Below are 21,688 nucleotides of genomic sequence, written 5' to 3' on the forward strand. Positions count from 1 at the left end.
CGCTACTGGTCGCCGGTGCGGGTCGTCCACGCCGCGACCGGGCGGCCGGTCGCGGCGAACACGTCGGCGGCCCGTTCGGGGCGCAGCGCCACGAACAGCCCCTCGGCCTCGGCGAGCGTCGTCGCCGGGTCGTCCTCGGCGACCAGCCGGGCGGTGGCGACGGTGCGCCGCCCCTCGGTCGCGCCCATCTCCGCCTTGGCGACCACCGGCACGCCCAGCGGCACCGGCCGCCGGTAGGTGACGGTGAGCGTCGCGGTGAGCCCGCCGCGCCCCGCCGCGCGCACGGCGCGCGCCAGCACGTGGTCCAGGACGGTGGCGACGACGCCGCCGTGCACCAGCCCGGGCGGGCCCTCGTGGGCCTTGCCGAAGGTGACCCGGCCGACCGACCGACCGTCGGGCGAGTCGCTGGCGTGCACCGGCGGCGCCACCGGGTTGCCGGGCCCGTAGACCGGGCTGAACCAGCGCTCGCCGGTCTCCGGGTCGTCCACGGTGGCGATCTCGTGCAGGTCGCGGCGGTCGGCGTTGAGCCGCTCGGCGAGGGCCCGCACCGCCGTCGCGACGTCGTCGAGCTCGGCCATCGGCACCTCGGTGCGGACGGCGGCGTCGACCAGCTCCCGCAGCGCGTCCCCGAGCCCGCCGACGACCGCGCGCCGCGCCTCCCGGTCCTCAGCCACGTGGCATGCCGGCCTCGCGCAGCAGCCCGCCGCCGATGATCACGCGCTGCACCTCGCTGGTGCCCTCGTAGAGGCGGAACAGGCGGGCGTCGCGGTAGAACCGCTCGACCGGGGTGGAGCGCAGGTACCCCATGCCGCCGTGGATCTGGACGGCGTTGTCGGTGGCCCGGGCGACCATCTCGGTGCAGTAGAGCTTGGCCGACGAGGGGCCGATGGACATGTCCTCGCCGCTGTCGTAGCGGGCCGCGACCTCGCGGACCATGCTGCGGCCGGCGAGCAGCTCGGCGTGCATGTCGGCCAGCATGGCCTGCACCAGCTGGAACCGGCCGATCGGCGCGCCGCCCTGCTTGGCGGTGGCGGCGTAGGCGACCGACTCGTCGAGCACCCGCTGGGCCATGCCGACGCAGAGCGCGGCGATGTGCAGCCGGCCGCGGGAGAGCACGGTGAGCGCCTTGGCGTAGCCGCGGCCCTCCTCGCCGATCAGCGCCTCGGCGGGCACCCGCACGTCGTCGAAGAACACCTCGGCGGTCCAGGCTCCCGACTGGCCCATCTTCTTGTCCTTCGGGCCCACGGTGACGCCGGGCGTCGAGGTCTCGACGGCGAAGCTCGAGATGCCCCGGCCGCCCTTCTCCTCGGGGTTGGTGCGGGCGAAGACCATGAACAGGTCGGCCAGCGGGGCGTTGGTGATGTAGCGCTTGCTGCCGTTGATGACCCAGCTGTCGCCGTCGCGGCGGGCGGAGGTGCGCAGCCCGGCGGGGTCCGAGCCGGCCTCGGCCTCGGTGAGCGCGAACGAGCCGATCAGCTCGCCGGCAGCCAGCCCCGGGCAGGTACTTCTTCTTCTGCTCGTCGCTGCCGAACTTGGCGATCACCTGGCCGGCGATGCCGTTGTTGGTGCCGAACAGCGAGCGGAAGGCCGGCGTCGTGTAGCCGAACTCCATGGCCAGCGCGACGTCCTCGACCATCCCGACGCCCAGGCCGCCGTACTCCTCGGGGAGGGCGTAGCCGAACAGCCCCATCTCGGCGATCTGGGCGCGGAGCTCGTCGGGGATCCGGTCCTCCTCCTCGATGCGCTCCTCGAGCGGGATGACCTCCTCGCGCACCAGCTGGCGAACGGCGTCCCTGACCTGGCGGAAGTCCTCGGCGTCCATGACGCCATGGTGACGCGTGCCGCACCTCGTCGTCGCGCCGGGTCCGTCCGCGAGTTCTGCGAACTCGTGGCGATCAGCCCGCGATGACCACGAGTTCGTAGAACTCGGGCCACCTGTGGACGACGTCGACGAGCTGGCGCCTCCGTTCGGCACGCTGCCCGCATGCCCACGCCGCCGGTCCCGCCGCGTGTCCCCGGCCCGCTGGACCGGCGGGGCGCCCGCGAGGCCGGGATCACCGACTGGCAGCTGCGGCACGCCGGCGTCCGCCGCTCGTCGCGGGACACCTACCTGCCGGCCGTCGCCGACGAGCTGGCGCAGATCCAGGCCGTGCTCCTGGGCGCTCCCGACGGCGCGGTGATCAGCCATCTCACCGCGGCGTCGCTCTGGGGCCTCGAGGTGCCGCTCGTCCCGCGGGACCAGCCCGTCCACGTCACCGTTCCGCGCAACGTCCGGCGACGTCACCGCCGCGACCGCCGCCTGCACTTCTCGGACGTGCCGGCTCCGGAAACCCGGCGTCGCCACGGGATCGTGGTCACCTCCCCGAGCCGCACCTGGATCGACCTGGCGGCCACGGTGCCGCCGGCGTCCCTGCTGGCCGTGACCGACCAGATGCTGGCCCGGGGCTTCCCCGAGGACGAGTTCCCTGCGATCGTCGCGCGCTCCGCGGGACGGCGGGGCGTCGCCACGGCCCGGCAGGTCCTCCCGTGCGCCGACCGGCTGGCCGGGTCCCCGATGGAGTCGGTGCTGCGGTGGCTGCTGCACGTCGCCGGGCTGCCGCGACCGGTGCTGCAGCACGTCGTCCGCGCAGGGGGCCGTTTCCTCGGGATGGTGGACCTGGCCTGGCCGGAGCACCGCGTGCTGGTCGAGTTCGACGGCGATGTGCACCGCGAGCGCCGGGTCTTCGTCGAGGACCTCCGGCGGCAGAACGGTCTCGTGCTGGCCGGGTGGACGGTCCTGCGGTTCACGTCCGCCGACGTGCGGGGCCGCCCGGAGCAGGTGGTCGCCGCGATCCGGGCCGCGCTCACCGCCGGGCGACCCCGGTGACCGGCGAGTCATGCGAACTCGTGGCCGTCAGCCCGCGATGACCACGAGTTCGCATGACTCGCGCAGTCCCGGGGTGGATCAGGCGAGCGCGTCCAGGCGGGCCATGTCCTCGGCGGAGAGGCGGACGCCGGCGGCGCCCAGGTTCTCCGTGAGGTGGTCGACGGACTTGGTGCCGGGGATCGGCAGGATGACCGGCGACTTCTGGAGCAGCCAGGCCAGCGCGACCTGGGACGGCGTGGCGTCCAGCTCGCGGGCGATGTCGGCCACCGGGCTCTCGGGCGAGGCCAGGTCACCGGTCGCGATCGGGAACCACGGGATGAAGGCGATGCCCTCGGCCGTGGCGTAGTCGAGCACGTCCTGGCTCTGCCGGTTGGTGAGGTTGTAGAGGTTCTGGACGCTGACGATCTCGGTGATCTCGCGGGCCGCCTCCAGCTCCTCCACCGACACCTCGGAGACGCCGATGTGGCGGACCTTGCCCTCGGCCTTGAGCTCGGCGAAGGCACCGAGCTGGTCGGCCAGCGGCACCTCGGCGTCGATGCGGTGCAGCTGGATCAGGTCGATGCGGTCCACCTTGAGGTGCCGCAGGGAGAGCTCGACCTGCTGCTTGAGGTAGGCGGGGCGGCCGACCGGCGTCCAGATGCCGGGGCCCTGCCGGGTGAGGCCGGCCTTGGTGGCGATGACCAGGTTCTCGCCGTACGGGTGCAGCGCCTCGGCGATGATCTGCTCGCTGACCTCGGGTCCGTAGGAGTCGGCGGTGTCGATGAAGTCGACCCCCTGCTCGACGGCGGCCTGGACGACGCGGACGGCGGCGGCGCGGTCGGCCGGCTCGCCCCAGACGCCCGGACCGGGCAGCTGCATGGCGCCGTAGCCGAGGCGGTGCACGGGGAGGTCCCCGCCGATGGTGAACGTGTCGCTGAGTTCTGCAGTGGTCATGTCATCGGCCAGCACCGCCGGGCGGGCGGGTGTTCCCGGCGGCGTGTTCGATGGCCGGGTGGGAGAGATCATCGGCGGGCGGGTGGGGCAGATCATCGGCGGGCGGGTGGGGCAGATCATCGTGCTGCGGCACGGCCAGACCGACTGGAGCCGGAACGGGCAGCACACGGGGCTCACCGACCTGCCGCTCCTGACCGAGGGCGAGGAGCAGGCGCGGGCGCTGCGCGCCGGCCTCGGGTCGCGCCGGTTCGCCGCGGTGTGGACCAGCCCGCTGCAGCGGGCCGCCCGCACCGCCGAGCTGGCCGGCCTGCACGTCACGGGCACCGATCCGGACCTGGTGGAGCTCGACTACGGCGGCTACGAGGGCCGGACGACGGCGGAGATCAGCACCGACCTGGGTCGCACCTGGTCGATCTGGACCGACGGGACCGTGCCGGGCGAGACCCCCGGCGAGACGCTGGCGCAGGTCGCGGTGCGGGTGGACCGCGTGCTCGACCGGGCCCGCGCCCGGCTCGGGGACGGCGACGTCGCCCTGGTCGCCCACGGGCACGTGCTGCGGATCCTCACGGCCCGCTGGCTCGGCCTGGCGCCGGATGCGGGGGCGCTGTTCGCGCTGCCGCCGGCGGCCTACGGCGTGCTCGGGCACGAGCACGACCGGCCGGCGCTCACCGGGTGGGGCCTGCGCTGAGGGCAGAAATGGCCATTTCTGCCCCTACCGGGAGCGGGTGATCCCCACCGGCTGAAAGCGGCCGGACTGCTCCTCCGCGGGCTGCTCGCGCCGGACCGGGCGGCCGAACAGCCAGCCCTGACCGAGGTCCGCGCCCAGCGCGGTGACCGCTTCGGCGAGCTCCTCGCTCTCCACGCCCTCGGCGACGACGGTCGCGCCGAGCTCGTGGGCGAGGTCGATGACCGCCGTCAGGACCGTGCGCGCGCCGTCGTCCGGCAAGGCCTGCACCAGGCCCTTGCCCAGCTTGACCACCTCGGGGCGGACGGCGGCCAGCAGCGACAGGCTCGACCAGCCGGCGCCGACGTCGTCCAGGGCGACCCGCCAGCCCAGGGAGCGGTAGTGCTCCAGCACCGAGACGAGGTGCCCGCGGTCGGCGATCGCGTAGGACTCGACGACCTCGAAGACCAGCTGTTCGGGAGCCAGACCCGAGGCGTGCGCCACCTGCTCGGTGGAGGCCAGGCAGACCTGCCGGCCGGTAGATCGAGGACGGAGCGGAGTTGACGAACAGGTCGTGGTCCCCCAGCCAGGGCACCGCCCCGGCGATGGCCGACTCGCGGCCGATCCGGTCGAGGCGGTCCAGCCAGCCGGCGGACTCGGCGACGAAGAAGAGGTCGCCGCCGCCCACCTCGCGACCGTCGACGAGGCCGCGCAGCAGCGCCTCGTGCGCGACCACCGTGCGGTCGGCCAGCCGGACGATCGGCTGGTAGGCCGACCAGAGCTCGGCCTCGGCCAGGACGCCGACCTCGACGGTCACGCCCCGCCGGGCCAGCTCGACGGCGAGGCTGGGGGCGGTGAGCAGGCGGGCGGTGCGGGCCGCGCCACCGGCCGGCGGGTCGGTGGCGACGCGGAGAGCGTCGAGCTCGGCGGCGGTCAGCTCGCGGGCCAGCCGCTGGAAGAGCCGCTCGGTGCCCCGACCACCGCGGGGATCGACCACCTCGACCAGCCGGGGCGCGGTGGCCACCTCGAGGCCGAGCGAGCGCGCGGTCCGCGCCACGGTCGGCAGCACGTGCCCGACAGCGGTCGCGAACAGCACCCGCGACGCGGCACCGGGCACCTCCCAGTGCGCGCGGCAGCTGCAGGCGCCGGCGCAGTTCGTCCCCACGCCAGCAGGATGGCCCACCCCGGGCGGCGGTGCTGGAGGCGCGCGCGAACCCACGTCATGGCCCCACCGGGTGCGTCACAGCCGACTCACAGGCGAACTTGTCGCAGTTTCGAGACTTGAGTCCCTAAGGTTAGGGTCATGTCCGTTCTCTCCGCCTCCGAACAACGACCCAGCCGCGGCGGCCGCCCGCGTGATCCCAGCCGGGACGGGGTCATCCGGGCAGCGATCCTCCGGTTGCTGGCCGACGTCGGTTACGGCGCGCTCACCATGGACGCCGTGGCCGCGAAGGCCGGGGTCGGCAAGGCGACGATCTACCGCCGGTGGCGCACCAAGGAGGAGCTGGTCGTCGACACCGTCTCCGACCTGAACGCCGCGCAGGCCGCGGAGACCGAGGCCAAGATCGACACCGGCTCGCTCATCGGCGACCTGCACGTCCTGCTCCGCTCGATGGCGAAGCTGGTCACCAGCCCCGCCGGCGCGGCCACCCAGGCAATGCTCTCCTCCATGCAGCACCACCCGGAGCTGGCCGAGGCCTTCCGCGACGGCCCGGTCGCCATCTGGCGCCAGACCTTCGACGAGATGTGGTCCCGCGCCGAGGCTCGGGGCGAGACCGACCCCGGTTTCGCCGGCTCCCTGGTCGCCGAGGCGATCGGCGCCCCCGTCATCCAGCGCTGGCTGGTCAACGGCGAGCCGGTCAACGAGGAGTTCGCCGACGCGGTCGTCGAGAACATCGCCGTCCCGCTGCTGCGGGCGCACGGCGCGCGGATCTGAGGCGGCGCGCCCGGCCGGCTACCAGCCGAACGTGCCGGGCGCGCCCTTGAAGGGGCCGACCACCTCGTCGGTGATCCACCCCCCGTAGTACTCCCCCGGCTGCGGCCGGACGAGCTCGCCGTCCACGGTGGCCCGGTCCACCCGCGCCGGGTAGAACGCGACGGCGCAGGCGAGGTGCTCAAAGCCTGCGGTGGGCTGCTCGTAGGACCAGCCCACCGCGGCGACGCGGCGGCCGTCGACGACGGCGTCCCAGTACGTCGCCGCGCCCTTCCACTCGCACCACGACCCGCCCGCGGCGCGCTCGAGCACGCCGGGGACGACGTCGTCCCGGGGCACGTAGTAGGTCGGCGGGTGGCTGGTCTCGCACACGCGGATCGCCCGCCGGGTGTCGGCGATCGTCCGCCCGCCCAGCTCGACGACGACGTGCCGGCCCACCACCTCGGCCGAGGGCGGCCGCGGGTAGTCCCAGACGGACTCCTGCCCGGGGCCGACGGGATCCCGGCGGACCACGGGCTCAGCCCTTGCGGTGCCGGACCCGCTGGACGACCACGAAGGTGACGAACAGGCCTACGGCGCCGGCGGCGGCCATGCCCGCGGGCGTCTGCAGCCAGCGCACGACGGCGTCCTGCCCCTTGGCGCGCAGGCGCGTCGGGCTCGTCCGGTAGGTCAGCTGGTCCAGCGTGGCGGCCAGCGACTCGCGGGCGGCGTCGATCTCCAGCTGGATCTGTCGAGGGTCGCGAGGCACCCCGACAGCCTGCCAGACCTGCGCCGACCCGGCCCATCCACCGTGTCGCCCGTCATCCGGGAGGGGTGCTCCTAGACTCCGTGCCCACGCGGGAGTGGTGTAACGGCAGCCACGCCAGACTTAGGATCTGGTGCCTTCGGGCGTGCGGGTTCGACTCCCGCCTCCCGCACGTCGGACGCTCAGACGCCGCGGTCGGGCGCGCCCATGTCGCCGGTCGCGGGCACGCCGTCGGCGAGCCCGTAGCGCAGCAGCACGGCCCCCGTCGTCCCGGCAGCGGGCGGCTCCAGCAGCGTGAGGTTCGTGGGCACCGCGCCGCCGCCGAACACCTGCTTGCCGACGCCGAGCACGATCGGGTGCACCCACAGGTCGAGCCGGTCGAACAGCTTCTCCCGCAGGAGGGTCTGCACGAGGTCCAGGCTGCCGACGACGGTCACCTGCTCGTGCCGGTCGCGGAGCTCGCGCACCGCGGCGGGCAGGTCGGGGGCCAGCTGCGAGGACCCGGCCCAGGTCAGGTCGGGGCGGCCGCGCGAGGCCACGTACTTCGGGATCCCGTTGAACAGCGCGGCCATCTCGCCGTCCTCACCACCGGACTGGTGCGGCCAGTAGGAGGCGAAGATGTCGTAGGTGCGCCGGCCCAGCAGCAGCGCGTCGGTGCCCTCGTAGGCGGCACCAATCTGCGCGCCGGACACCTCGTCGAGCAGTGGCGCCTGCCAGCCGCCGAACGGGAAACCCTCGGGGTCCTCGTCCGGGCCACCGGGCGCCTGCCCGACCAGGTCGAGGGTGGCGAACAGCTCGATGTGGATCTGCCCCATGGCGTGCTCCCGTGCGGTCGGTCGTCCCGTCCCCGGGTAGACGCCGCGACGCCGCACGACTCATCGCCGTGCGATCGTCGGACGCAGCGCCCCCTAGGCTCGGCTCCCGATGATCACCGACGTCCTGCTGGACCACGCGGCGCTGGTGCCGGTGGCGCTGTTCCTCGCCGTGCTCGGCTGCGGCGCCGTCGGCTATGCCGCACTCCGCCGCGGAGCCGCCGGCGCGCGCGTGCTGCGGGCCCTGACCGCCCTGTCGCTGCTCGCCGTCCTCGCGCTCACGCTGACGCCGTCGGGCAAGGGCGCCTCGGGCGGCGGCTGCACCGTCCAGTTCGCGCTGCCCGCCCTGGGCCGGGTGGAGCTGCTGGCCAACGTGGCGCTGCTGCTGCCGGCGGCCGTCTTCGCCGCGCTGGCCACCCGCCGCCCGTGGGCCGTGCTGGCCGCGGGCGCCGGGCTCTCCGCCCTCGTCGAGACCGCCCAGTCGGCGCTGCCGGCGATCGGCCGGGCCTGCGACACCAACGACTGGGCCATGAACACCCTCGGGCTCTCCGTCGGCGTGCTGCTGGCCCGCGGGGTGCTCGCGCTGGCCGACCGGGCCGATCGGGACGCCGAACCGCGGGTGCCCACTCACCCCTGGGGGTGAGGCCCGCCGGAGCGCGCTCGCGCCAGAGCCCCTGGGCGCCGAACTCCGGGGTATGAGCAACGCCATCCTCGCCGCCGGACGCCACCGCGCCCCGGAGGGCCCGGTCGCCCTCGAGACGATCGCCTCGCTGGCCGACGTCGACCGGGCCGGCCGGCACGCCGCCCCGGAGGGCGACCACCCGATCTACGACGCCCTGCGCGACGAGCTCGCCGCGGTGGACTGGTTCAGCCTCGGCTGACCAGCACCTCCGCGATGACCGGCACCAGCGCGGCGAACGCCTGACCGCGGTGGCTGCGCGCGTCCTTCTCCCCCGGTGACAGCTCCGCCGAGGTGACCTCCAGCCCCTCGGGCACGAACACCGGGTCGTAGCCGAACCCGTTGCCGCCGCGCTTCTCGCGGATCACCGACCCGCGCCACTCCCGCTCCAGCACCCGCTCGGCGCCGCCGGGCAGGACCAGCGCCGCCGCGCACACGAACGCCGCGCCCCGCCGGTCGTCGGGGACGTCGGCCAGCTGCGCGAGCAGCAGCGCGGTGTTGGCCTCGTCGTCCCCGTGCCGGCCGGCCCAGCGCGCCGAGAGGATGCCCGGCATCCCGTTGAGCGCGTCCACGGTCAGCCCCGAGTCGTCGGCGACCGCCGGCAGCCCCGTGTAGCGCACCGCCTCCCGCGCCTTGAGCAGGGCGTTCTCGGTGAACGTCGCCCCGGTCTCCGGCGCCTCCGGGTACTCCTCGACGTCGGCGAGCCCCACGACCTCCACACCGGGGACGGCGGAGACAAGCAGCCGCTGCAGCTCGGCGAGCTTGCCCGCGTTGCGGGTGGCCAGCAGGAGCCGGGTACTCATCGCGCGAGCGCGTCGGCCTGCAGCCGGGTCAGGTCGGCGCACCCCGCCACGGCGAGGTCCAGCAGCGCGTCGAGGGTGGCCCGGTCGAACACGGCGCCCTCGGCGGTGCCCTGCACCTCGACGAAGCCGCCGTCGGCGGTGCAGACCACGTTCATGTCGGTGCCGGCGCGGACGTCCTCCTCGTAGGCGAGGTCCAGCCGCGGCTCCCCGTCGATGACGCCGACGCTGACCGCCGCGACCGACTGCACGAGCGGCTGCGGCGTGGCCAGCTTCCCGCGCTCGCCGAGCCAGGAGACGGCGTCGGCGAGGGCGACGTAGGCGCCGGTGATGGCCGCGGTCCGGGTGCCGCCGTCGGCCTGCAGGACGTCGCAGTCGATGGCGATGCTGTTCTCGCCCAATGCGCCCAGGTCGATCGAGGCGCGCAGCGAGCGGCCGATGAGCCGGCTGATCTCGTGGGTCCGCCCGCCGATCTTGCCGCGGACCGACTCGCGGTCGTTCCGGGTGTGGGTGGCGCGCGGCAGCATCGAGTACTCGGCGGTGACCCAGCCCAGGCCCGAGCCCTTGCGCCAGCGCGGCACGCCCTCGGTGACGCTGGCCGCGCACAGCACGCGGGTGCGGCCGAACTCCACCAGCACCGAACCCTCGGCGTGGTCGAGCCAGTTGCGGGTGATGGTCACCGGGCGGAGCTGGTCGGCCGCGCGGCCGTCGGCACGGGCGGCGGAAGAGGGCGCACTCACGGGAGTCGACAGTAGTGCGCACCCGTCACACCTCCGAGGTGGCGGGCCGCGACGGTGATCACCGGTGCCTTATCGTCCGCCGCGACCACGCCCGCCCGGGCGTCTGACCAGCGAGGATGCATGTGAGCACCGAGTTCGCCGCCCCTGCCACCCCGGCCGACCCCGACGCCCGGGACGGGGGCCGGCGGACCGAGATCCTCGCGGCGTTCCTGCTCGGCCTGGCCGCCGTGGCGACGGCGTGGAGCGCGTACTGGTCGGCCATCTACGGCGGCAACGCCATCCAGGGGTACGCGCAGTCGAACACGCTCACCAGCCAGGCCGCCGACGTCTACGGCGACGCCACCGGCCAGTACAACTTCGACCGCACCCTCTTCCTCCAGTACGCCGAGCTGCGGATCACCGGGCAGGAGGAGGCCGCCGACGTCCTGCGCGAGTCGTTCTTCTCCGACTCCCTGGCCGAGACCGTCGACTGGTACGACACCACGGGCGACGAGGTCACCGACCCGTTCGACGCCGACGCCGGCTCCCCCTACTCCCTCGCCGAGTGGGCCCAGGGCAACGCGCTGTCCGAGGAGGCCGACGCCGCCTACCAGGAGGCGGTGGCCGCGGACGACAAGGGCGACCGCTTCGACCTGGCCACGGTGTTCCTCGCCCTGTCGCTGTTCTTCGGCGGTATCGCGACGGTCTTCCGCCGCTACCTGCCCCAGGTCGCCACCCTGGCGATCGGCGGTGCCGGGCTGCTGATCGGCGGCGGCGCCGTGCTCTGGGCACACCTGGGCTGACGGCACCCGCACGGACGACCCGGCGACCGGTTCCGGGCGTCCGTTCCGGCGCGCGATCGCGCGGCGCCTGCGCGCGGCGACGAGCAGGATGCCCTCCATGAGATCTGAGCTGCGAGCCGTCCGGACCGGGGGCGTGCCGGTCGTGGTGGACCTGACCGACGAGTGCGCCGAGTTCGTGCGCCAGGAGGTCGACGGGCTGCTGCACGTCTTCGTCCCGCACGCCACCGCCGGCATCGCGCTCATCGAGACCGGCGCCGGGAGCGACGACGACCTGCTGGCCCAGCTCGACGAGCTGCTCCCCCGGGACGACCGCTGGCGGCACCGGCACGGCAGCCCGGGTCACGGCCGCGACCACGTGCTGCCGGCGTTCGTGCCGCCGCACGCCGTCGTCCCGGTGCTGGAGGGGCGCATGCAGCTGGGCACCTGGCAGCGCATCTGCCTGGTCGACACCAACACCGACAACCACCAGCGGCACGTCCGCTTCTCGTTCCTGGCCGGCTGAGGCCGGCTGAGGCCCGGGGCCGGATCCCGCGGACGGCGCGCGGACCCGGTGCAGCGGCGTCGGCAGGACACGGCAGGATGCCGGGCATGACCGACAGCAGCACCGACACGGCACCCGTCCGCCTCACCCCCGGCGAGCCCGCCCCGGAGTTCACGCTGCCCGACGCCGAGGGCAACCCGGTGTCCCTGTCGTCCTACCGCGGCCGGCGGGTCATCGTGTACTGCTACCCCGCGGCGCTGACCCCGGGCTGCACCACCCAGGCCGTCGACTTCACCGCTGCGGCCGGCGACCTCGCCGAGGCCGGGCTGGACATCATCGGCATCTCCCCCGACCCGGTCGAGAAGCTGATGAGGTTCCGGGAGAAGGAGAACCTCTCCATCACCCTGGTCTCCGACGAGGACAAGCAGGTGCTCACCGCCTACGGCGCGTTCGGGCCGAAGAAGCTGTACGGCAAGCAGGTCGTCGGGGTGATCCGTTCGACGTTCGTCATCGACGCCGAGGGCCGGGTCGAGAAGGCGTCCTACAACGTCAAGGCCACCGGCCACGTCGCCAAGCTGCGCCGCGACCTCGGCATCGACTGAGGCTCACGCGCGCCACTCCCCCGGGCGCGGCTGGCAGTCGGGCTCGCACGACCAGGCGTGGTCCCACGGGAAGACGCCGCCGGGCAGCGCCCAGGTCAGCTGGTAGGCCGGCACGGAGAACTCGTCGGGGCGCTGGTAGAACCGGTTGGCGGAGAACAGCACCTCGCCGGGGTTGGGCAGCTCCTCGACCGTCAGCACCGGCACGCCGTCGTCGTCACGGATCACCTCCCCGGCCACCAGGTCCCGCCCGTCCAGGACCAGGTCCCCCACCCGGTTGAGCAGCCCGCACGCAGTCGCGTAGCCGACCCCGACGACGGCGAGCTCGGGGTGGCCGAGTCCGAAGAGGCCGACGGTGTAGGCGAAGGACGTGCCCTCGTCCTCGTCGGCGGCGACGTACTGCACGGCCCAGCCGTGCCGCCGGATCAGCTGGGCGAGGTGGGCGTCCTCCTGGTCGAGCCAGGCGATGGTCTGCGCGTCGGGTGTCATGCCGGAAACCCTCACGCCCGGGGCCACCCGCGGGGCCGTCCGGACGCGATCTGTGGAGGGGCCGGGCCGGTGTGGACCGGGTGGGCCGAACTGTCAGCCCTCCGTGCCTCCGGCCTCCCGCGCCCGCTTGCGGCGCTTGCCCTCGTGCATGGCCTGCACCCGCGCGACCGGGATGGTGTGCCCCTCGGCCACGAGGTCGGCGGGCAGCGACTGCGGAGCCGGCAGGGCGTCGGCCCACGGATCGGCGTCGCCGAGAAGGCCCGGCGCCGTCGTCACCGTGAAGTCCGCCGGGCGGACCTCGTCGAGGTCGTCCCACGCCACCGGGAAGGAGACCGGCAGCCCCGGCCGGATCCGCGGGCTGTACGCGGCGACGATCGTGCCCTGGCCCGAGCGGGTCGAGTCCACGAAGACCCGGCCGCCGCGGTCCTCCTTCAGGTAGGCGGTGGTCGCGGCCTCCGGGTCCAGCGCGGCGGTCCGCGCGGCGAGCGCCCGCGTGGCGGCCGCGACGTCCTCGAACGACGAGCCGCTCACCGGGACGACGACGTGCACCCCCTTCGAGCCGCTCGTCTTCACCGCGCCGTCCAGCCCGGCGTCCTCCAGCGCGCGGCGGACCAGCCGGGCCGCACCTACCACGGCGCCGAAGTCCGCGCCCTCGGGCGGGTCGAGGTCGAGCACCAGCCCGGTCGGCTCCGGCTCGTCGACGCGCAGGAACGGGACGTGGAACTCGACGGCCCGCTGGTTGCCCAGCCAGACGAGGGTGCGGCGGTCGTCGCAGAGCACCTGGTGCACCTCGCGGTGCGCGCTGCCCGCCCACACCGGGACGGTGCGCACCCACTCCGGGGCGCCCTTGCTGACGTTGCGCTGCATGAACGGGGCCTGGCCGGGGCGCACCCGCATGACCGACAGCGGCCGGCCGGCGAGGCCCGGCAGCATCCGGTCCGCGACCGCGGCCAGGTACGTCACGAGGTCGCCCTTGGTGACGTCGAGCCCGTCGCCGAGGGGTGCGTCCAGGCTGCTCAGCGGGACGCCGTCCAGCTCCTCCGCGCCGGTCATCCCGCCTTCCTACCTCACCGCAGCGCGTCCTACCTCACCGTGCACCGTGAGGGAGGAAGCGCTGGGATCAGGTTCCCTGATCCCAGCGCGGGGCCGTTCAGATGTCGTAGACGCCGAGGGGCTGCACGAGCTCGGTCTCGGAGAAGACCGCGCTCGCGGCGGCGAGCTGGGCGATCCGGTCCACCCACGCGGGGATGTGGGTGAGCAGCAGCCGACCCACCCCGGCCGCCGCCGCGTGCTCGGCGGCCTGCCGGCCGGTGAGGTGCAGCCCGGGCGGCTGGTCGCGGTCGTCGTCGGGGTGCGCCGCCTCGGCGAGCAGCACGTCGGCCCCGCGGGCCAGCTCGACGACCCGCTCGCAGGTGCCGGTGTCGCCGGTGTAGACCAGCGACCGCCCGCCCGCGGTGAGCCGGATGGCGTAGGTCTCGACCGGGTGCGCGGTGCGCGCCAGCTGCACCTCGAACGGGCCGATGGTCAGCGCGCCGGGGCCGACCGGCACGAAGTCGAAGACGTCGGTGAGCCCGTCGCCGTCCAGGTCGTAGGCCAGCGCCAGCCGCCGCTCGGCGCCCACCGGCGCGTACAGCGGCACGAGCCGGCCCGGCGAGCGCTTGGAGTACCGGTGCCACACCACGAAGGGCGCGACGTCGAGGCAGTGGTCGGCGTGCAGGTGGGACAGGAACACCGCGTCGACCGTGCCCGGGTCGATCAGCCCCTGCAGCGCGCCGAACGCGCCGTTGCCGAGGTCGAGCAGCAGCCGGTAGCCCTCGTGCTCGACGAGGTAGCTCGACGCCGGGGACGCCGGGCCGGGGCCGCTGCCGCTGCACCCCACGACGGTCAGCTTCACGCCGCCCCCACCGCGCCGGCGCGCAGCACCGAGCCGATCTCCGGGCCGAGGAACCGCCGGCCCAGCCGGGCGAACGGCTCGGGGTCGCCGGTGGCGAGGAAGGCGTGCCGCGGCGCGGGTGCGTCCTCGGCGCGCAGCAGGTCCGCGCCGGTCAGCACGCGGTAGACGTCCTTGGCGGTCTCCTCCGCGCTGGAGACCAGCGTGACGTCGTCACCCAGCACCAGGGACAGCACACCGGTCAGCAGCGGGTAGTGCGTGCACCCCAGGACGACGGTGTCCACGCCCGCGGCGAGCAGCGGGTCGAGGTAGGACTGCGCGAGCCCGAGCAGCTGCCGGCCGCTGGTCACCCCGCGCTCCACGAAGTCGACGAAGCTGGGGCAGGCGGCGCTGGTGACGGTGAGCCCCGGCACCGCGGCGAAGGCGTCCTCGTACGCGCCGCTGGTGATCGTGGCCTGGGTGCCGATGACGCCGATGCGACCGGTGCGGGTGGCCGCGGTGGCCCGGCGGACGGCGGGCAGCACGACCTCGACGACCGGCACGTCGTAGCGCTCGCGGGCGTCGCGCAGGGACGCAGCACTCGCCGAGTTGCAGGCGACGACGAGCATCTTCACGCCGTCGGCGACCAGACCGTCCATGACGGCGAGGGAGTGCCGGCGCACCTCGGCGATGGGCAGTGGCCCGTACGGCCCGTTCGCGGTGTCGCCGATGTAGCGGATCGCCTCGCCCGGGAGCTGGTCGAGCACCGCCCGGGCGACGGTCAGCCCACCGACGCCCGAGTCGAAGATGCCGATCGGTGCGTCCGCACCCGGCTGCGTCGTCCCCATGTCGCGGGTCAGGCTAGCCGCAGGGTCCGACCGCCGCGCGCTCCCGCCACCGTGATCGCGCGCACCGTCAGGCCCAGAGCTGGCCCTCCAGCGCGGAGGTCGCCTCCTCCAGCGTGCCGGCGTACGCGCCGGTGGAGAGGTACTTCCAGCCGCCGTCGCAGACGATGAAGACGATGTCGGCCCTGCGCCCGGCCGCCACCTCCTTGTCCGCGATGCCCAGCGCCGCGTGCAGGATCGCGCCGGTCGAGATGCCGGCGAAGATGCCCTCGCGCTCCACCAGCTGGCGGGTGCGGTGCACGGCGTCGTCCGGGCCCACGGAGAACCGGGAGTCCAGCAGCGAGGCGTCGTACAGCTCGGGGATGAACCCCTCGTCGATGTTGCGCAGGCCGTACACCAGCTCGCCGTAGCGCGGCTCGGCGGCGATGACCTGCACCCCGGGCTTGTGCTCGCGGAAGTAGCGGGAGCAGCCCATGAGCGTCCCCGTCGTCCCCAGGCCGGCGACGAAGTGGGTGATCGAGGGCAGGTCCGCGAGGATCTCCGGGGCGGTGCCCTCGTAGTGCGCCTGGGCGTTGGCCGGGTTGCCGTACTGGTAGAGCATCACCCAGTCGTCGTGCTGGGCGGCGAGCTCCTTGGCCATGGCGACGGCCTGGTTCGACCCGCCCGCCGCCGGCGAGGGGATGATCTGCGCGCCGTACATCTCCAGCAGCTGGCGGCGCTCCACCGAGGTGTTCTCCGGCATGACGCAGATCAGCCCGGTAGCCGCGCTGCCGGGCGACCATCGCCAGCGAGATCCCGGTGTTGCCGCTGGTCGGCTCGAGGATGGTCGAGCCGGGGTGCAGCCGCCCCTCCTTCTCGGCCGCCTCGATCATCTTGATCGCCGCGCGGTCCTTGATGGAGCCGGTGGGGTTGTGGTCCTCGAGCTTGGCCCACAGCCGGACGTCGGGCGTCGGCGACAGCGACGGCAGCCCGACGAGCGGGGTGCCGCCGAGCGAGTCGACGAGGGAGGCGAAGCGGGCCATGGGAGCTCTTCCGGGAGGGGGGTGGGACCGGGCGGGGCGGAGCCGCTCAGCAGCCGCCCGCGACCGCCGGGAGGATCGTCACCGAGTCGCCGTCCTTGACCTGGGTGTCCAGCGCACCGGTGAAGCGCACGTCCTCGTCGTTGACGTAGACGTTGACGAAGCGGTGCAGCTTGCCCTCCTCGGTGACCAGGCGGTTCTTCAGGCCCGAGTGCTGCGCGTCGAGGTCGTCGATGAGCGCCGACAGGGTGGCGCCGCTGCCGGACACGGTCTTGTTGCCGCCGGTGTGGGTGCGCAGGATGGTGGGGATCCGGACCTCGATGGCCATGGCGTGCGTTCTCCTCAGGGGGTTGCGCTGATCGGGGGCATGCTGCACGGAGGCAGCGGCGTGGTGCGTCTAGCGGGCCCAACGCCCGGTCGTCGCGCGGGATTCCGCAGCGACGGGGAGTCCACCGGTCAGTCGTAGACGACGGTGGTCGGCGAGTGGCCGAAGAGGTAGGACTCGACGATCTCGACCTCCTCCTCGCTCACCTCGCCGTCGACGATCCGGAAGCTGCGGAACTCGACGTCGTCGCCGACCAGCCCCGTCTGCTTCTCGTGGTGCCGGGTGGAGACCAGCACGTAGTGGGTGCGCGGGTCGGCGGCCGGCCCGGAGGCGTAGCCGACGTCGGTGCGCGACGGGTAGGCCTCGGTGGCGGTGTGCGAGTGGTAGACGACGACCGGCCACTCGTCGCGGTCGTCCATCTCCCGGTACAGCCGCAGCAGGTCGGCCGAGTCGAACTCGTAGAACGTCGGCGACCGCGCGGCGTTGAGCATGGGGATGAAGCGCTCCGGGCGCTCGGTGCCCTCGGGCCCGGCGACGACGCCGCAGGCCTCGTCCGGGTGGTCCTCCCGGGCGTGGGCCACGATGGCGTCGTAGGTCGCGCGGTCGATGCGCAGCACGGGGCCAGTCTAGGCGGCGCCGATCCGGTGCCCCGCGGAGGGCCGTGCGGCGACCGCGCGGGCGACCGGTCGGCGGCCGACCGATACGGTTCGCAGCCGTGTGGGATGACGCTCTGCTGATCACCGGTGTGCTGCTGGCGCCGCTGCCCGCACTGGTGCTCGGCGCCCGCGGGATGTTCCGGCACCGCGGCTACGTGACCGGCGACCCGAACGACCGCGCGTCGGTCGTGATCATGGTGACGCTGCGGGCGCTCGCGCTGCTGTTCCTGCTGGCGCTCTCGGCGATCACGCTGGTCTCCTGCGTCGGCGCCTGGATCAACGACGTCGAGCTGCACGGCATGGTCTACGTGTTCTTCGTGCTCGCCCTGCTGCTGGCCGCGCTGGTGCTGCTCACCTTCGGCCGGACCGAGAAGCGACCAGCGCGTCGACGAGCGACCCCTGCAGCGCGGTGAGCCAGTAGTAGACGGCCAGCTGCTGGTCGGTCTCGTCGGCGACGTCCTCGGGCGGCTCGGTCTCCTCGGTGATGCCCAGCCGGGTGCCCAGCGCCAGGCGCAGGTCGTTGCTCGTGCGCAGCCACGCCCCGGCCTGGTCGGCGTCCAGCCTCACGTCGCCGCCCCCGGCGGGCAGCGACGCCCGCACCGTCGCGAGATCATCGGCCTTGCCGTTGCGCAGCGAGGCCTCGGTGAGCTCCCGGTAGTCGGCGGCCATCCCGGCGTCCGAGCGGTGTCCGTCGGGGAACAGCCGCTCGACGACCGGGTCGTCGGCGACGTCCTCGGCATCGGCGGTGAGCAGCTGCTCGAGCTGGTCGAGCAGCAGTCCGAGGATCTGCGCCTCCGCCGGCTCGAGGCCCGCGACGAGCTCGCCGCTGCGCGCGGCCCTGAAGGGCTTCATGCATCCCTCTGGTAGCTGGCCCACAGGCCGTAGGCGTGCAGCCGGCTGGTGTCGTGCTCCATGCGCTCGCGCGGGCCGGAGCTGACGACCGCCTTGCCGTCGTGGTGCACCTGCAGCATCAGCGACGTCGCCGTCGCCTCGTCGTAGCCGAAGAGCTCCTGCAGCACGAACGTCACGTAGGTCATGAGGTTGACCGGGTCGTTCCAGACGATGGTCACCCACGGGCGGTCGAGGTCGCTGCGTTCCTCGCTGGTGCTCTCCGGCGTCCACGTCGGAGCGAGAGGTCCGGCCACGGCTCCACCATAGGACGCCGATCTGCCCCGCTCCCGGCGCCCGCCTACGCTTCCCGATCATGGCTGTGGACACCGGGCTGACTCCCCCACCGTCTCCTGCGCTCTTCACCGACCGCTACGAGCTGACGATGGTCGCCGCCGCCCTGGCCGACGGCACCGCCGACCGCCAGTGCGTCTTCGAGGTCTTCGCCCGCCGGCTGCCGCACGGCCGCCGGTACGGGGTGCTCGCCGGCACCGGCCGGCTCCTGGAGGCGCTGCCGCACTTCCGGTTCGGCGACGACGAGCTCGCCGCCCTGCGCGAGCAGGGGCTCACCGACGCGCGGCTGCTGGACTGGCTGGCGGACTTCCGCTTCTCCGGCGACATCGACGGCTACGCCGAGGGCGAGCTCTACTTCCCCGGCTCCCCGGTGCTCACCGTGCGGTCGTCCTTCGCCGAGGGCGTGCTGCTGGAGACCCTCGCGCTGTCAGTGCTCAACCACGACAGCGCGATCGCGTCGGCGGCGGCACGCATGATCTCCGCCGCCTGCGAGCGGCCCTGCATCGAGATGGGCTCCCGACGCACGCACGAGGAGGCCGCCGTCGCCGCCGCGCGCGCCGCGCACCTGGTCGGATTCTCGACCAGCTCGAACCTCGAGGCCGGCCGCCGCTACGGGGTGCCGACGACGGGCACCAGCGCGCACGCCTTCACGCTGCTGCACGACGACGAGCGGTCGGCCTTCGAGGCGCAGGTCGCCGCACTCGGCAAGGGCACCACGCTGCTGGTCGACACCTACGACGTCGAGCAGGGCATCCGGACCGCGGTCGAGGTCGCCGGCCCCGAGCTCGGCGGCATCCGGCTGGACTCCGGCGACCTGCCGACCCTGGCCACCCGCGCCCGCGAGCTGCTCGACGAGCTCGGCGCGACCGTCACGCGCATCGTCGTCACCAGCGACCTCGACGAGTACGCCATCGCCGGCCTGGCCGCTGCCCCGGTCGACGGCTACGGCGTGGGCACCTCGCTGGTCACCGGCTCGGGCGCCCCCACGGTCGGCATGGTCTACAAGCTGGTCGAGCGGGACGGCGTGCCGGTGGCCAAGAAGTCCGAGGGCAAGCGCTCGGTGGGCGGCCGGAAAGTCCGCCGTACGCCGGCACGACGGCGACGGCGTGGCCACGGCCGAGCTGGTCACCGCCGGCGCTGTCGCCGCGCGCCCGGGCGACCGCGACCTGCTCGTGCCGCTGGTGCGCGGCGGTGAGATCACCGAGCCGGTCTCCCCCGCCGAGGCGCTGCGGCGGGCGAAGGCGCACCACGCCGAGGCCATCGGTGCCCTGCCGCCGGAGGCGTTCGCGCTGTCCCGCGGCGAGCCCGTCCTCGACACCGTCACCGCCTGAGGGAGCTCCGATGACCCGCGCACTGATCGTCGTCGACGTGCAGAACGACTTCTGCGAGGGCGGCAGGCTGGCCGTCGCCGGTGGTGCGGCCGTCGCCGCCGCGGTCTCCCGGCACATGGCGGGCGGTGGCTACGACCACGTCGTCGCCACCCGGGACCACCACATCGACCCGGGCGCGCACTTCGCCGACGCCCCGGACTTCGTCGACTCCTGGCCGCGGCACTGCGTCGTCGGCACCGACGGGGTGGAGCTGCACCCGTCACTGGACCGCGGGCCGATCGAGGCGGTGTTCGACAAGGGCGAGTACGCCGCCGCCTACTCGGGCTTCGAGGGGTCGGCCGACGGCGTCGGGCTGGCCGAGTGGTTGCGGGCGCAGGGGGTGGACGCGGTCGACGTCGTCGGCATCGCGACCGACCACTGCGTGCGCGCCACCGCCCTGGACGCCGTCGCCAACGGGCTGACCACCCGGGTGCTGCTGCACCTCACCGCCGGCGTCTCGCAGGCCACTACCGAGGCCGCGCTCGTCCAACTCCGCACCGCCGGCGTCGAGCTGGAGGGCAGCCCGCACACCCCCGCCTGACCCCCTCGGGACTTTCGGTACCGAAAGTCCGGAGAGCCGGGGGACTTTCGGTACCGAAAGTCCCTGTCACACCGCGTCGAGGACCTCGTCGCGGGTGAAGCCGAGCACCTGCAGGACGGCGTCGAGGTAGGGCTGGTTGAGCGCGGTGTGCGCCTGCTCGCGGACGAACGGCTTGGCGTTGAACGCGATGCCCAGCCCGGCGGTGTTGAGCATGTCCAGGTCGTTGGCGCCGTCGCCGACCGCCACGGTCTGGTCCAGCGGGATGCCGTGCTCGGCGGCGAACCGGGCCAGGGCGCGCGCCTTGCCGGCCCGGTCGACGATCTCGCCCACGAGCCCGCCGGTCAGCTTCCCGTCGACGACCTCGAGGGTGTTGGCCGCGGCGAAGTCCAGGCCCAGGCTCTCGGCCAGCGGGTCGGTGATCTGGGTGAAGCCGCCGCTGACGATGCCGCAGCGGAAGCCCAGCCGCTGCAGCGTGCGGATGAGCGTGCGGGCGCCCGGGGTGAGCACCAGGTGCTCGCGCACCTCGTCGAGCACCTCCACCGGCAGCCCGGCCAGGACGGCGACCCGCTTGCGCAGCGACTCGGCGAAGTCCAGCTCGCCGTTCATGGCGGCGGCCGTGATGCGGGCGACCTCGGCGGCGCGACCGGCGCGGGCGGCCAGCTCGTCGATCACCTCGCCGCGCACCAGGGTGGAATCGACGTCGAGGACGATCAGCCGCTTGCTGCGCCGAGCCAGCCCGACCCGCTCGACGGCGATGTCGGTGCCGGTCGCGGCGGCGACGGCGGCCAGCTCGGTGCGCAGGGCGGTGGCCGCGGCCCCCGAGACGGTCAGCTCGAAGCTGGTGACCGGGTAGTCCGACAGCCGGCGGATGGCGTCGATGTTGCCGCCGACCGCGGCGATCGCGCGGGCCGCGCCGCCGACCGCCTCGGGCGTGACCGGACGGCCCAGCAGGATGACGTGGTGCGGGCGGCCCGCGGCGACGGACGCGGGGTCCGTGGTGGCCGGCTCGACGTCGACCCGCACGCCGGCGTCGGCCGCGACGGCGGTGGCCAGCCGGCCGAGGTGCGCGAGCAGCGCGGCCTCGTCGACCGCGGGGTCGCCGTCGACGGGCAGCACGCCGACGACCACGCCCAGCACGAGCTGCCCGTGCACGACCACCTGCTCCACGTCGAGCACCTCGACGGCGGGCCCGCCCCCGGCGAGGGCGGTGAACAGCCGGGCCGTGACGCCGGGGCGGTCGGCGCCGCTGACCGTCAGGAGCGCGCGGGCGGTGACGGCCGAGGTGTCCTCGGGCAGGCGGGGCGTGGGGTCCAGCGGCACGCCGTCATCGTGCCGCACCGGCTCCGCGGCCCCGGCG

Annotated in this window: 31 protein-coding genes, 1 tRNA gene and 2 pseudogenes; 14 read left to right on the forward strand and 20 right to left on the reverse strand. The window is 74.2% G+C overall.

The features are described from left to right. Positions 1-2: 2 nt before the first annotated feature. The 3 genes and pseudogenes from JKP76_RS19265 to JKP76_RS21890 form a co-directional block, all read right to left on the reverse strand. Positions 3-674 carry a PaaI family thioesterase gene (locus JKP76_RS19265; protein WP_200492386.1) on the reverse strand — a complete coding sequence of 224 codons (672 nt, stop codon included), beginning with the start codon at positions 672-674 and terminating at the stop codon, positions 3-5. Further along, entirely contained in the window at positions 667-1,491 is an 825-nt protein-coding gene (locus JKP76_RS19270; protein WP_309233079.1) for an acyl-CoA dehydrogenase, read from the reverse strand. The genes JKP76_RS19265 and JKP76_RS19270 overlap by 8 nt, the downstream gene beginning before the upstream one ends. A 61-nt stretch (positions 1,492-1,552) precedes the next feature. After that, positions 1,553-1,822 (reverse strand): annotated as a pseudogene (locus tag JKP76_RS21890) (acyl-CoA dehydrogenase family protein); the annotation flags it as partial. Between the two features lie 162 nt (positions 1,823-1,984). Between JKP76_RS21890 and JKP76_RS19275 the strand changes: the two are divergent. After that, the gene (locus JKP76_RS19275; protein WP_200492388.1) at positions 1,985-2,866 is read left to right on the forward strand and encodes a DUF559 domain-containing protein; all 882 of its coding nucleotides are present in this window, start codon (positions 1,985-1,987) and stop codon (positions 2,864-2,866) included. 78 nt (positions 2,867-2,944) lie between these two features. Here JKP76_RS19275 and JKP76_RS19280 read toward each other — a convergent pair whose 3' ends face one another. Continuing rightward, the gene (locus tag JKP76_RS19280; RefSeq protein ID WP_200492390.1) at positions 2,945-3,799 is read right to left on the reverse strand and encodes an aldo/keto reductase; all 855 of its coding nucleotides are present in this window, start codon (positions 3,797-3,799) and stop codon (positions 2,945-2,947) included. A gap of 58 nt (positions 3,800-3,857) precedes the next feature. On the opposite strand from JKP76_RS19280, the gene JKP76_RS19285 reads away from it, so the two are divergent. Then, positions 3,858-4,487 (forward strand): histidine phosphatase family protein, encoded by a 630-nt coding sequence (locus JKP76_RS19285; protein ID WP_309229508.1) that lies wholly within the window; start codon positions 3,858-3,860, stop codon positions 4,485-4,487. Positions 4,488-4,511: 24 nt separating this feature from the next. Here the strand turns inward: JKP76_RS19285 and JKP76_RS21895 are convergent, their stop codons facing one another. Next, the gene (locus JKP76_RS21895) at positions 4,512-4,967 is read right to left on the reverse strand and encodes an EAL domain-containing protein (protein ID WP_309233062.1); all 456 of its coding nucleotides are present in this window, start codon (positions 4,965-4,967) and stop codon (positions 4,512-4,514) included. Between the two features lie 70 nt (positions 4,968-5,037). Here JKP76_RS21895 and JKP76_RS21900 point away from each other — a divergent pair, with 70 nt between their 5' ends. Beyond that, positions 5,038-5,748 carry a hypothetical protein gene (locus JKP76_RS21900; RefSeq protein WP_242472023.1) on the forward strand — a complete coding sequence of 237 codons (711 nt, stop codon included), beginning with the start codon at positions 5,038-5,040 and terminating at the stop codon, positions 5,746-5,748. Between the two features lie 18 nt (positions 5,749-5,766). Further along, positions 5,767-6,399 carry a TetR/AcrR family transcriptional regulator gene (locus JKP76_RS19295; protein WP_200492392.1) on the forward strand — a complete coding sequence of 211 codons (633 nt, stop codon included), beginning with the start codon at positions 5,767-5,769 and terminating at the stop codon, positions 6,397-6,399. A gap of 18 nt (positions 6,400-6,417) precedes the next feature. Here the strand turns inward: JKP76_RS19295 and JKP76_RS19300 are convergent, their stop codons facing one another. Both JKP76_RS19300 and JKP76_RS19305 read right to left on the reverse strand, forming a co-directional pair. Continuing rightward, positions 6,418-6,909, reverse strand: coding sequence for a DUF427 domain-containing protein (locus JKP76_RS19300; RefSeq protein ID WP_200492394.1), 492 nt, complete (start codon positions 6,907-6,909; stop codon positions 6,418-6,420). Between the two features lie 4 nt (positions 6,910-6,913). Beyond that, a complete protein-coding gene (locus JKP76_RS19305) occupies positions 6,914-7,144 on the reverse strand; it encodes a DUF3618 domain-containing protein (protein ID WP_200492396.1) in 231 nt (76 codons plus the stop codon). 88 nt (positions 7,145-7,232) lie between these two features. Between JKP76_RS19305 and JKP76_RS19310 the strand changes: the two genes are divergently transcribed. Further along, positions 7,233-7,313: transfer RNA gene (locus tag JKP76_RS19310), tRNA-Leu, on the forward strand. A gap of 10 nt (positions 7,314-7,323) precedes the next feature. Here JKP76_RS19310 and JKP76_RS19315 read toward each other — a convergent pair. Then, positions 7,324-7,956, reverse strand: coding sequence for a dihydrofolate reductase family protein (locus JKP76_RS19315; protein ID WP_200492398.1), 633 nt, complete (start codon positions 7,954-7,956; stop codon positions 7,324-7,326). 109 nt (positions 7,957-8,065) lie between these two features. Here JKP76_RS19315 and JKP76_RS19320 point away from each other — a divergent pair, with 109 nt between their 5' ends. Both JKP76_RS19320 and JKP76_RS19325 read left to right on the forward strand, forming a co-directional pair. Further along, a complete protein-coding gene (locus JKP76_RS19320; protein ID WP_200492400.1) occupies positions 8,066-8,596 on the forward strand; it encodes a VanZ family protein in 531 nt (176 codons plus the stop codon). 52 nt (positions 8,597-8,648) lie between these two features. Continuing rightward, positions 8,649-8,834, forward strand: coding sequence for a hypothetical protein (locus tag JKP76_RS19325; RefSeq protein WP_200492401.1), 186 nt, complete (start codon positions 8,649-8,651; stop codon positions 8,832-8,834). Here JKP76_RS19325 and rdgB read toward each other — a convergent pair. Together rdgB and rph are read right to left on the reverse strand one after the other, a co-directional pair. Beyond that, on the reverse strand, positions 8,821-9,435 hold the full coding sequence (rdgB, locus tag JKP76_RS19330) for an RdgB/HAM1 family non-canonical purine NTP pyrophosphatase (RefSeq protein ID WP_200492403.1): 615 nt from the start codon (positions 9,433-9,435) through the stop codon (positions 8,821-8,823). The genes JKP76_RS19325 and rdgB overlap by 14 nt on opposite strands. Next, positions 9,432-10,172 carry a ribonuclease PH gene (rph, locus tag JKP76_RS19335; RefSeq protein WP_200492404.1) on the reverse strand — a complete coding sequence of 247 codons (741 nt, stop codon included), beginning with the start codon at positions 10,170-10,172 and terminating at the stop codon, positions 9,432-9,434. The genes rdgB and rph overlap by 4 nt, the downstream gene beginning before the upstream one ends. A gap of 122 nt (positions 10,173-10,294) precedes the next feature. Between rph and JKP76_RS19340 the strand changes: the two genes are divergently transcribed. The 3 genes from JKP76_RS19340 to bcp all read left to right on the forward strand — a co-directional run bounded on the left by JKP76_RS19340 (position 10,295) and on the right by bcp (position 12,037). After that, a complete protein-coding gene (locus tag JKP76_RS19340) occupies positions 10,295-10,954 on the forward strand; it encodes a DUF4337 family protein (RefSeq protein ID WP_200492406.1) in 660 nt (219 codons plus the stop codon). Between the two features lie 97 nt (positions 10,955-11,051). Beyond that, positions 11,052-11,456 (forward strand): YjbQ family protein, encoded by a 405-nt coding sequence (locus tag JKP76_RS19345; RefSeq protein WP_200492407.1) that lies wholly within the window; start codon positions 11,052-11,054, stop codon positions 11,454-11,456. A gap of 86 nt (positions 11,457-11,542) precedes the next feature. Next, positions 11,543-12,037: a thioredoxin-dependent thiol peroxidase gene (bcp, locus tag JKP76_RS19350; RefSeq protein WP_200492408.1), complete on the forward strand. Its 495-nt coding sequence runs from the start codon at positions 11,543-11,545 to the stop codon at positions 12,035-12,037. Between the two features lie 3 nt (positions 12,038-12,040). On the opposite strand, the gene JKP76_RS19355 is transcribed toward bcp, so the two are convergent. The 7 genes and pseudogenes from JKP76_RS19355 to JKP76_RS19385 form a co-directional block, all read right to left on the reverse strand. Further along, entirely contained in the window at positions 12,041-12,523 is a 483-nt protein-coding gene (locus JKP76_RS19355) for a DUF4262 domain-containing protein (RefSeq protein ID WP_200492409.1), read from the reverse strand. A 93-nt stretch (positions 12,524-12,616) separates the two neighbouring features. Then, positions 12,617-13,576: a DNA polymerase domain-containing protein gene (locus JKP76_RS19360; protein WP_200492410.1), complete on the reverse strand. Its 960-nt coding sequence runs from the start codon at positions 13,574-13,576 to the stop codon at positions 12,617-12,619. Between the two features lie 97 nt (positions 13,577-13,673). After that, positions 13,674-14,417, reverse strand: a complete 744-nt coding sequence (locus JKP76_RS19365; RefSeq protein WP_200492411.1) for an MBL fold metallo-hydrolase — start codon at positions 14,415-14,417, stop codon at positions 13,674-13,676. Then, a complete protein-coding gene (gene murI / locus JKP76_RS19370) occupies positions 14,414-15,241 on the reverse strand; it encodes a glutamate racemase (RefSeq protein ID WP_200492412.1) in 828 nt (275 codons plus the stop codon). The genes JKP76_RS19365 and murI overlap by 4 nt, the downstream gene beginning before the upstream one ends. Before the next feature lie 67 nt (positions 15,242-15,308). Next, a pseudogene (locus JKP76_RS19375) lies at positions 15,309-16,260 on the reverse strand (PLP-dependent cysteine synthase family protein). 46 nt (positions 16,261-16,306) lie between these two features. Next, a complete protein-coding gene (locus JKP76_RS19380) occupies positions 16,307-16,585 on the reverse strand; it encodes a MoaD/ThiS family protein (protein WP_200492413.1) in 279 nt (92 codons plus the stop codon). Positions 16,586-16,713: 128 nt separating this feature from the next. Beyond that, complete coding sequence (locus tag JKP76_RS19385; RefSeq protein WP_200492415.1) at positions 16,714-17,199, reverse strand: Mov34/MPN/PAD-1 family protein; 486 nt, start codon at positions 17,197-17,199, stop codon at positions 16,714-16,716. Between the two features lie 98 nt (positions 17,200-17,297). Here JKP76_RS19385 and JKP76_RS19390 point away from each other — a divergent pair, with 98 nt between their 5' ends. Beyond that, positions 17,298-17,651 (forward strand): hypothetical protein, encoded by a 354-nt coding sequence (locus JKP76_RS19390; protein WP_200492417.1) that lies wholly within the window; start codon positions 17,298-17,300, stop codon positions 17,649-17,651. Here JKP76_RS19390 and JKP76_RS19395 read toward each other — a convergent pair. Continuing rightward, on the reverse strand, positions 17,590-18,090 hold the full coding sequence (locus JKP76_RS19395; protein ID WP_200492418.1) for a DUF2017 family protein: 501 nt from the start codon (positions 18,088-18,090) through the stop codon (positions 17,590-17,592). The genes JKP76_RS19390 and JKP76_RS19395 overlap by 62 nt on opposite strands. Then, entirely contained in the window at positions 18,087-18,383 is a 297-nt protein-coding gene (clpS, locus tag JKP76_RS19795; RefSeq protein WP_200492419.1) for an ATP-dependent Clp protease adapter ClpS, read from the reverse strand. The genes JKP76_RS19395 and clpS overlap by 4 nt, the downstream gene beginning before the upstream one ends. A 59-nt stretch (positions 18,384-18,442) precedes the next feature. On the opposite strand from clpS, the gene JKP76_RS19405 reads away from it, so the two are divergent. From JKP76_RS19405 to JKP76_RS19410, 3 genes are read left to right on the forward strand one after another with little or no spacing between them, the layout of a single operon-like run. Continuing rightward, positions 18,443-19,615: a nicotinate phosphoribosyltransferase gene (locus tag JKP76_RS19405; protein WP_242472025.1), complete on the forward strand. Its 1,173-nt coding sequence runs from the start codon at positions 18,443-18,445 to the stop codon at positions 19,613-19,615. Further along, positions 19,593-19,751: a hypothetical protein gene (locus JKP76_RS21905; protein WP_242472026.1), complete on the forward strand. Its 159-nt coding sequence runs from the start codon at positions 19,593-19,595 to the stop codon at positions 19,749-19,751. The genes JKP76_RS19405 and JKP76_RS21905 overlap by 23 nt, the downstream gene beginning before the upstream one ends. Before the next feature lie 10 nt (positions 19,752-19,761). After that, positions 19,762-20,331 (forward strand): isochorismatase family protein, encoded by a 570-nt coding sequence (locus JKP76_RS19410; RefSeq protein WP_200492420.1) that lies wholly within the window; start codon positions 19,762-19,764, stop codon positions 20,329-20,331. 66 nt (positions 20,332-20,397) lie between these two features. Here the strand turns inward: JKP76_RS19410 and serB are convergent, their stop codons facing one another. Beyond that, positions 20,398-21,651, reverse strand: coding sequence for a phosphoserine phosphatase SerB (serB, locus tag JKP76_RS19415; protein WP_200492421.1), 1,254 nt, complete (start codon positions 21,649-21,651; stop codon positions 20,398-20,400). Positions 21,652-21,688: the final 37 nt, after the last annotated feature.

This window comes from Blastococcus sp. TML/C7B (assembly GCF_016612845.1).
Taxonomy (GTDB): Bacteria; Actinomycetota; Actinomycetes; order Mycobacteriales; family Geodermatophilaceae; genus Blastococcus.

Bases quoted from the DNA above. Each gene is read 5' to 3' on its own strand.
- JKP76_RS19275 (WP_200492388.1), top strand. From the start codon at position 1,985: ATGCCCACGCCGCCGGTCCCGCCGCGTGTCCCCGGCCCGCTGGACCGG.
- JKP76_RS19280 (WP_200492390.1), bottom strand. From the start codon at position 3,799: ATGACCACTGCAGAACTCAGCGACACGTTCACCATCGGCGGGGACCTC.
- JKP76_RS19295 (WP_200492392.1), top strand. From the start codon at position 5,767: ATGTCCGTTCTCTCCGCCTCCGAACAACGACCCAGCCGCGGCGGCCGC.
- JKP76_RS19315 (WP_200492398.1), bottom strand. From the start codon at position 7,956: ATGGGGCAGATCCACATCGAGCTGTTCGCCACCCTCGACCTGGTCGGG.
- JKP76_RS19320 (WP_200492400.1), top strand. From the start codon at position 8,066: ATGATCACCGACGTCCTGCTGGACCACGCGGCGCTGGTGCCGGTGGCG.
- JKP76_RS19325 (WP_200492401.1), top strand. From the start codon at position 8,649: ATGAGCAACGCCATCCTCGCCGCCGGACGCCACCGCGCCCCGGAGGGC.
- rdgB (WP_200492403.1), bottom strand. From the start codon at position 9,435: ATGAGTACCCGGCTCCTGCTGGCCACCCGCAACGCGGGCAAGCTCGCC.
- JKP76_RS19345 (WP_200492407.1), top strand. From the start codon at position 11,052: ATGAGATCTGAGCTGCGAGCCGTCCGGACCGGGGGCGTGCCGGTCGTG.
- bcp (WP_200492408.1), top strand. From the start codon at position 11,543: ATGACCGACAGCAGCACCGACACGGCACCCGTCCGCCTCACCCCCGGC.
- JKP76_RS19355 (WP_200492409.1), bottom strand. From the start codon at position 12,523: ATGACACCCGACGCGCAGACCATCGCCTGGCTCGACCAGGAGGACGCC.
- JKP76_RS19360 (WP_200492410.1), bottom strand. From the start codon at position 13,576: ATGACCGGCGCGGAGGAGCTGGACGGCGTCCCGCTGAGCAGCCTGGAC.
- murI (WP_200492412.1), bottom strand. From the start codon at position 15,241: ATGGGGACGACGCAGCCGGGTGCGGACGCACCGATCGGCATCTTCGAC.
- JKP76_RS19380 (WP_200492413.1), bottom strand. From the start codon at position 16,585: ATGGCCATCGAGGTCCGGATCCCCACCATCCTGCGCACCCACACCGGC.
- JKP76_RS19395 (WP_200492418.1), bottom strand. From the start codon at position 18,090: ATGAAGCCCTTCAGGGCCGCGCGCAGCGGCGAGCTCGTCGCGGGCCTC.
- JKP76_RS19405 (WP_242472025.1), top strand. From the start codon at position 18,443: ATGGCTGTGGACACCGGGCTGACTCCCCCACCGTCTCCTGCGCTCTTC.
- JKP76_RS19410 (WP_200492420.1), top strand. From the start codon at position 19,762: ATGACCCGCGCACTGATCGTCGTCGACGTGCAGAACGACTTCTGCGAG.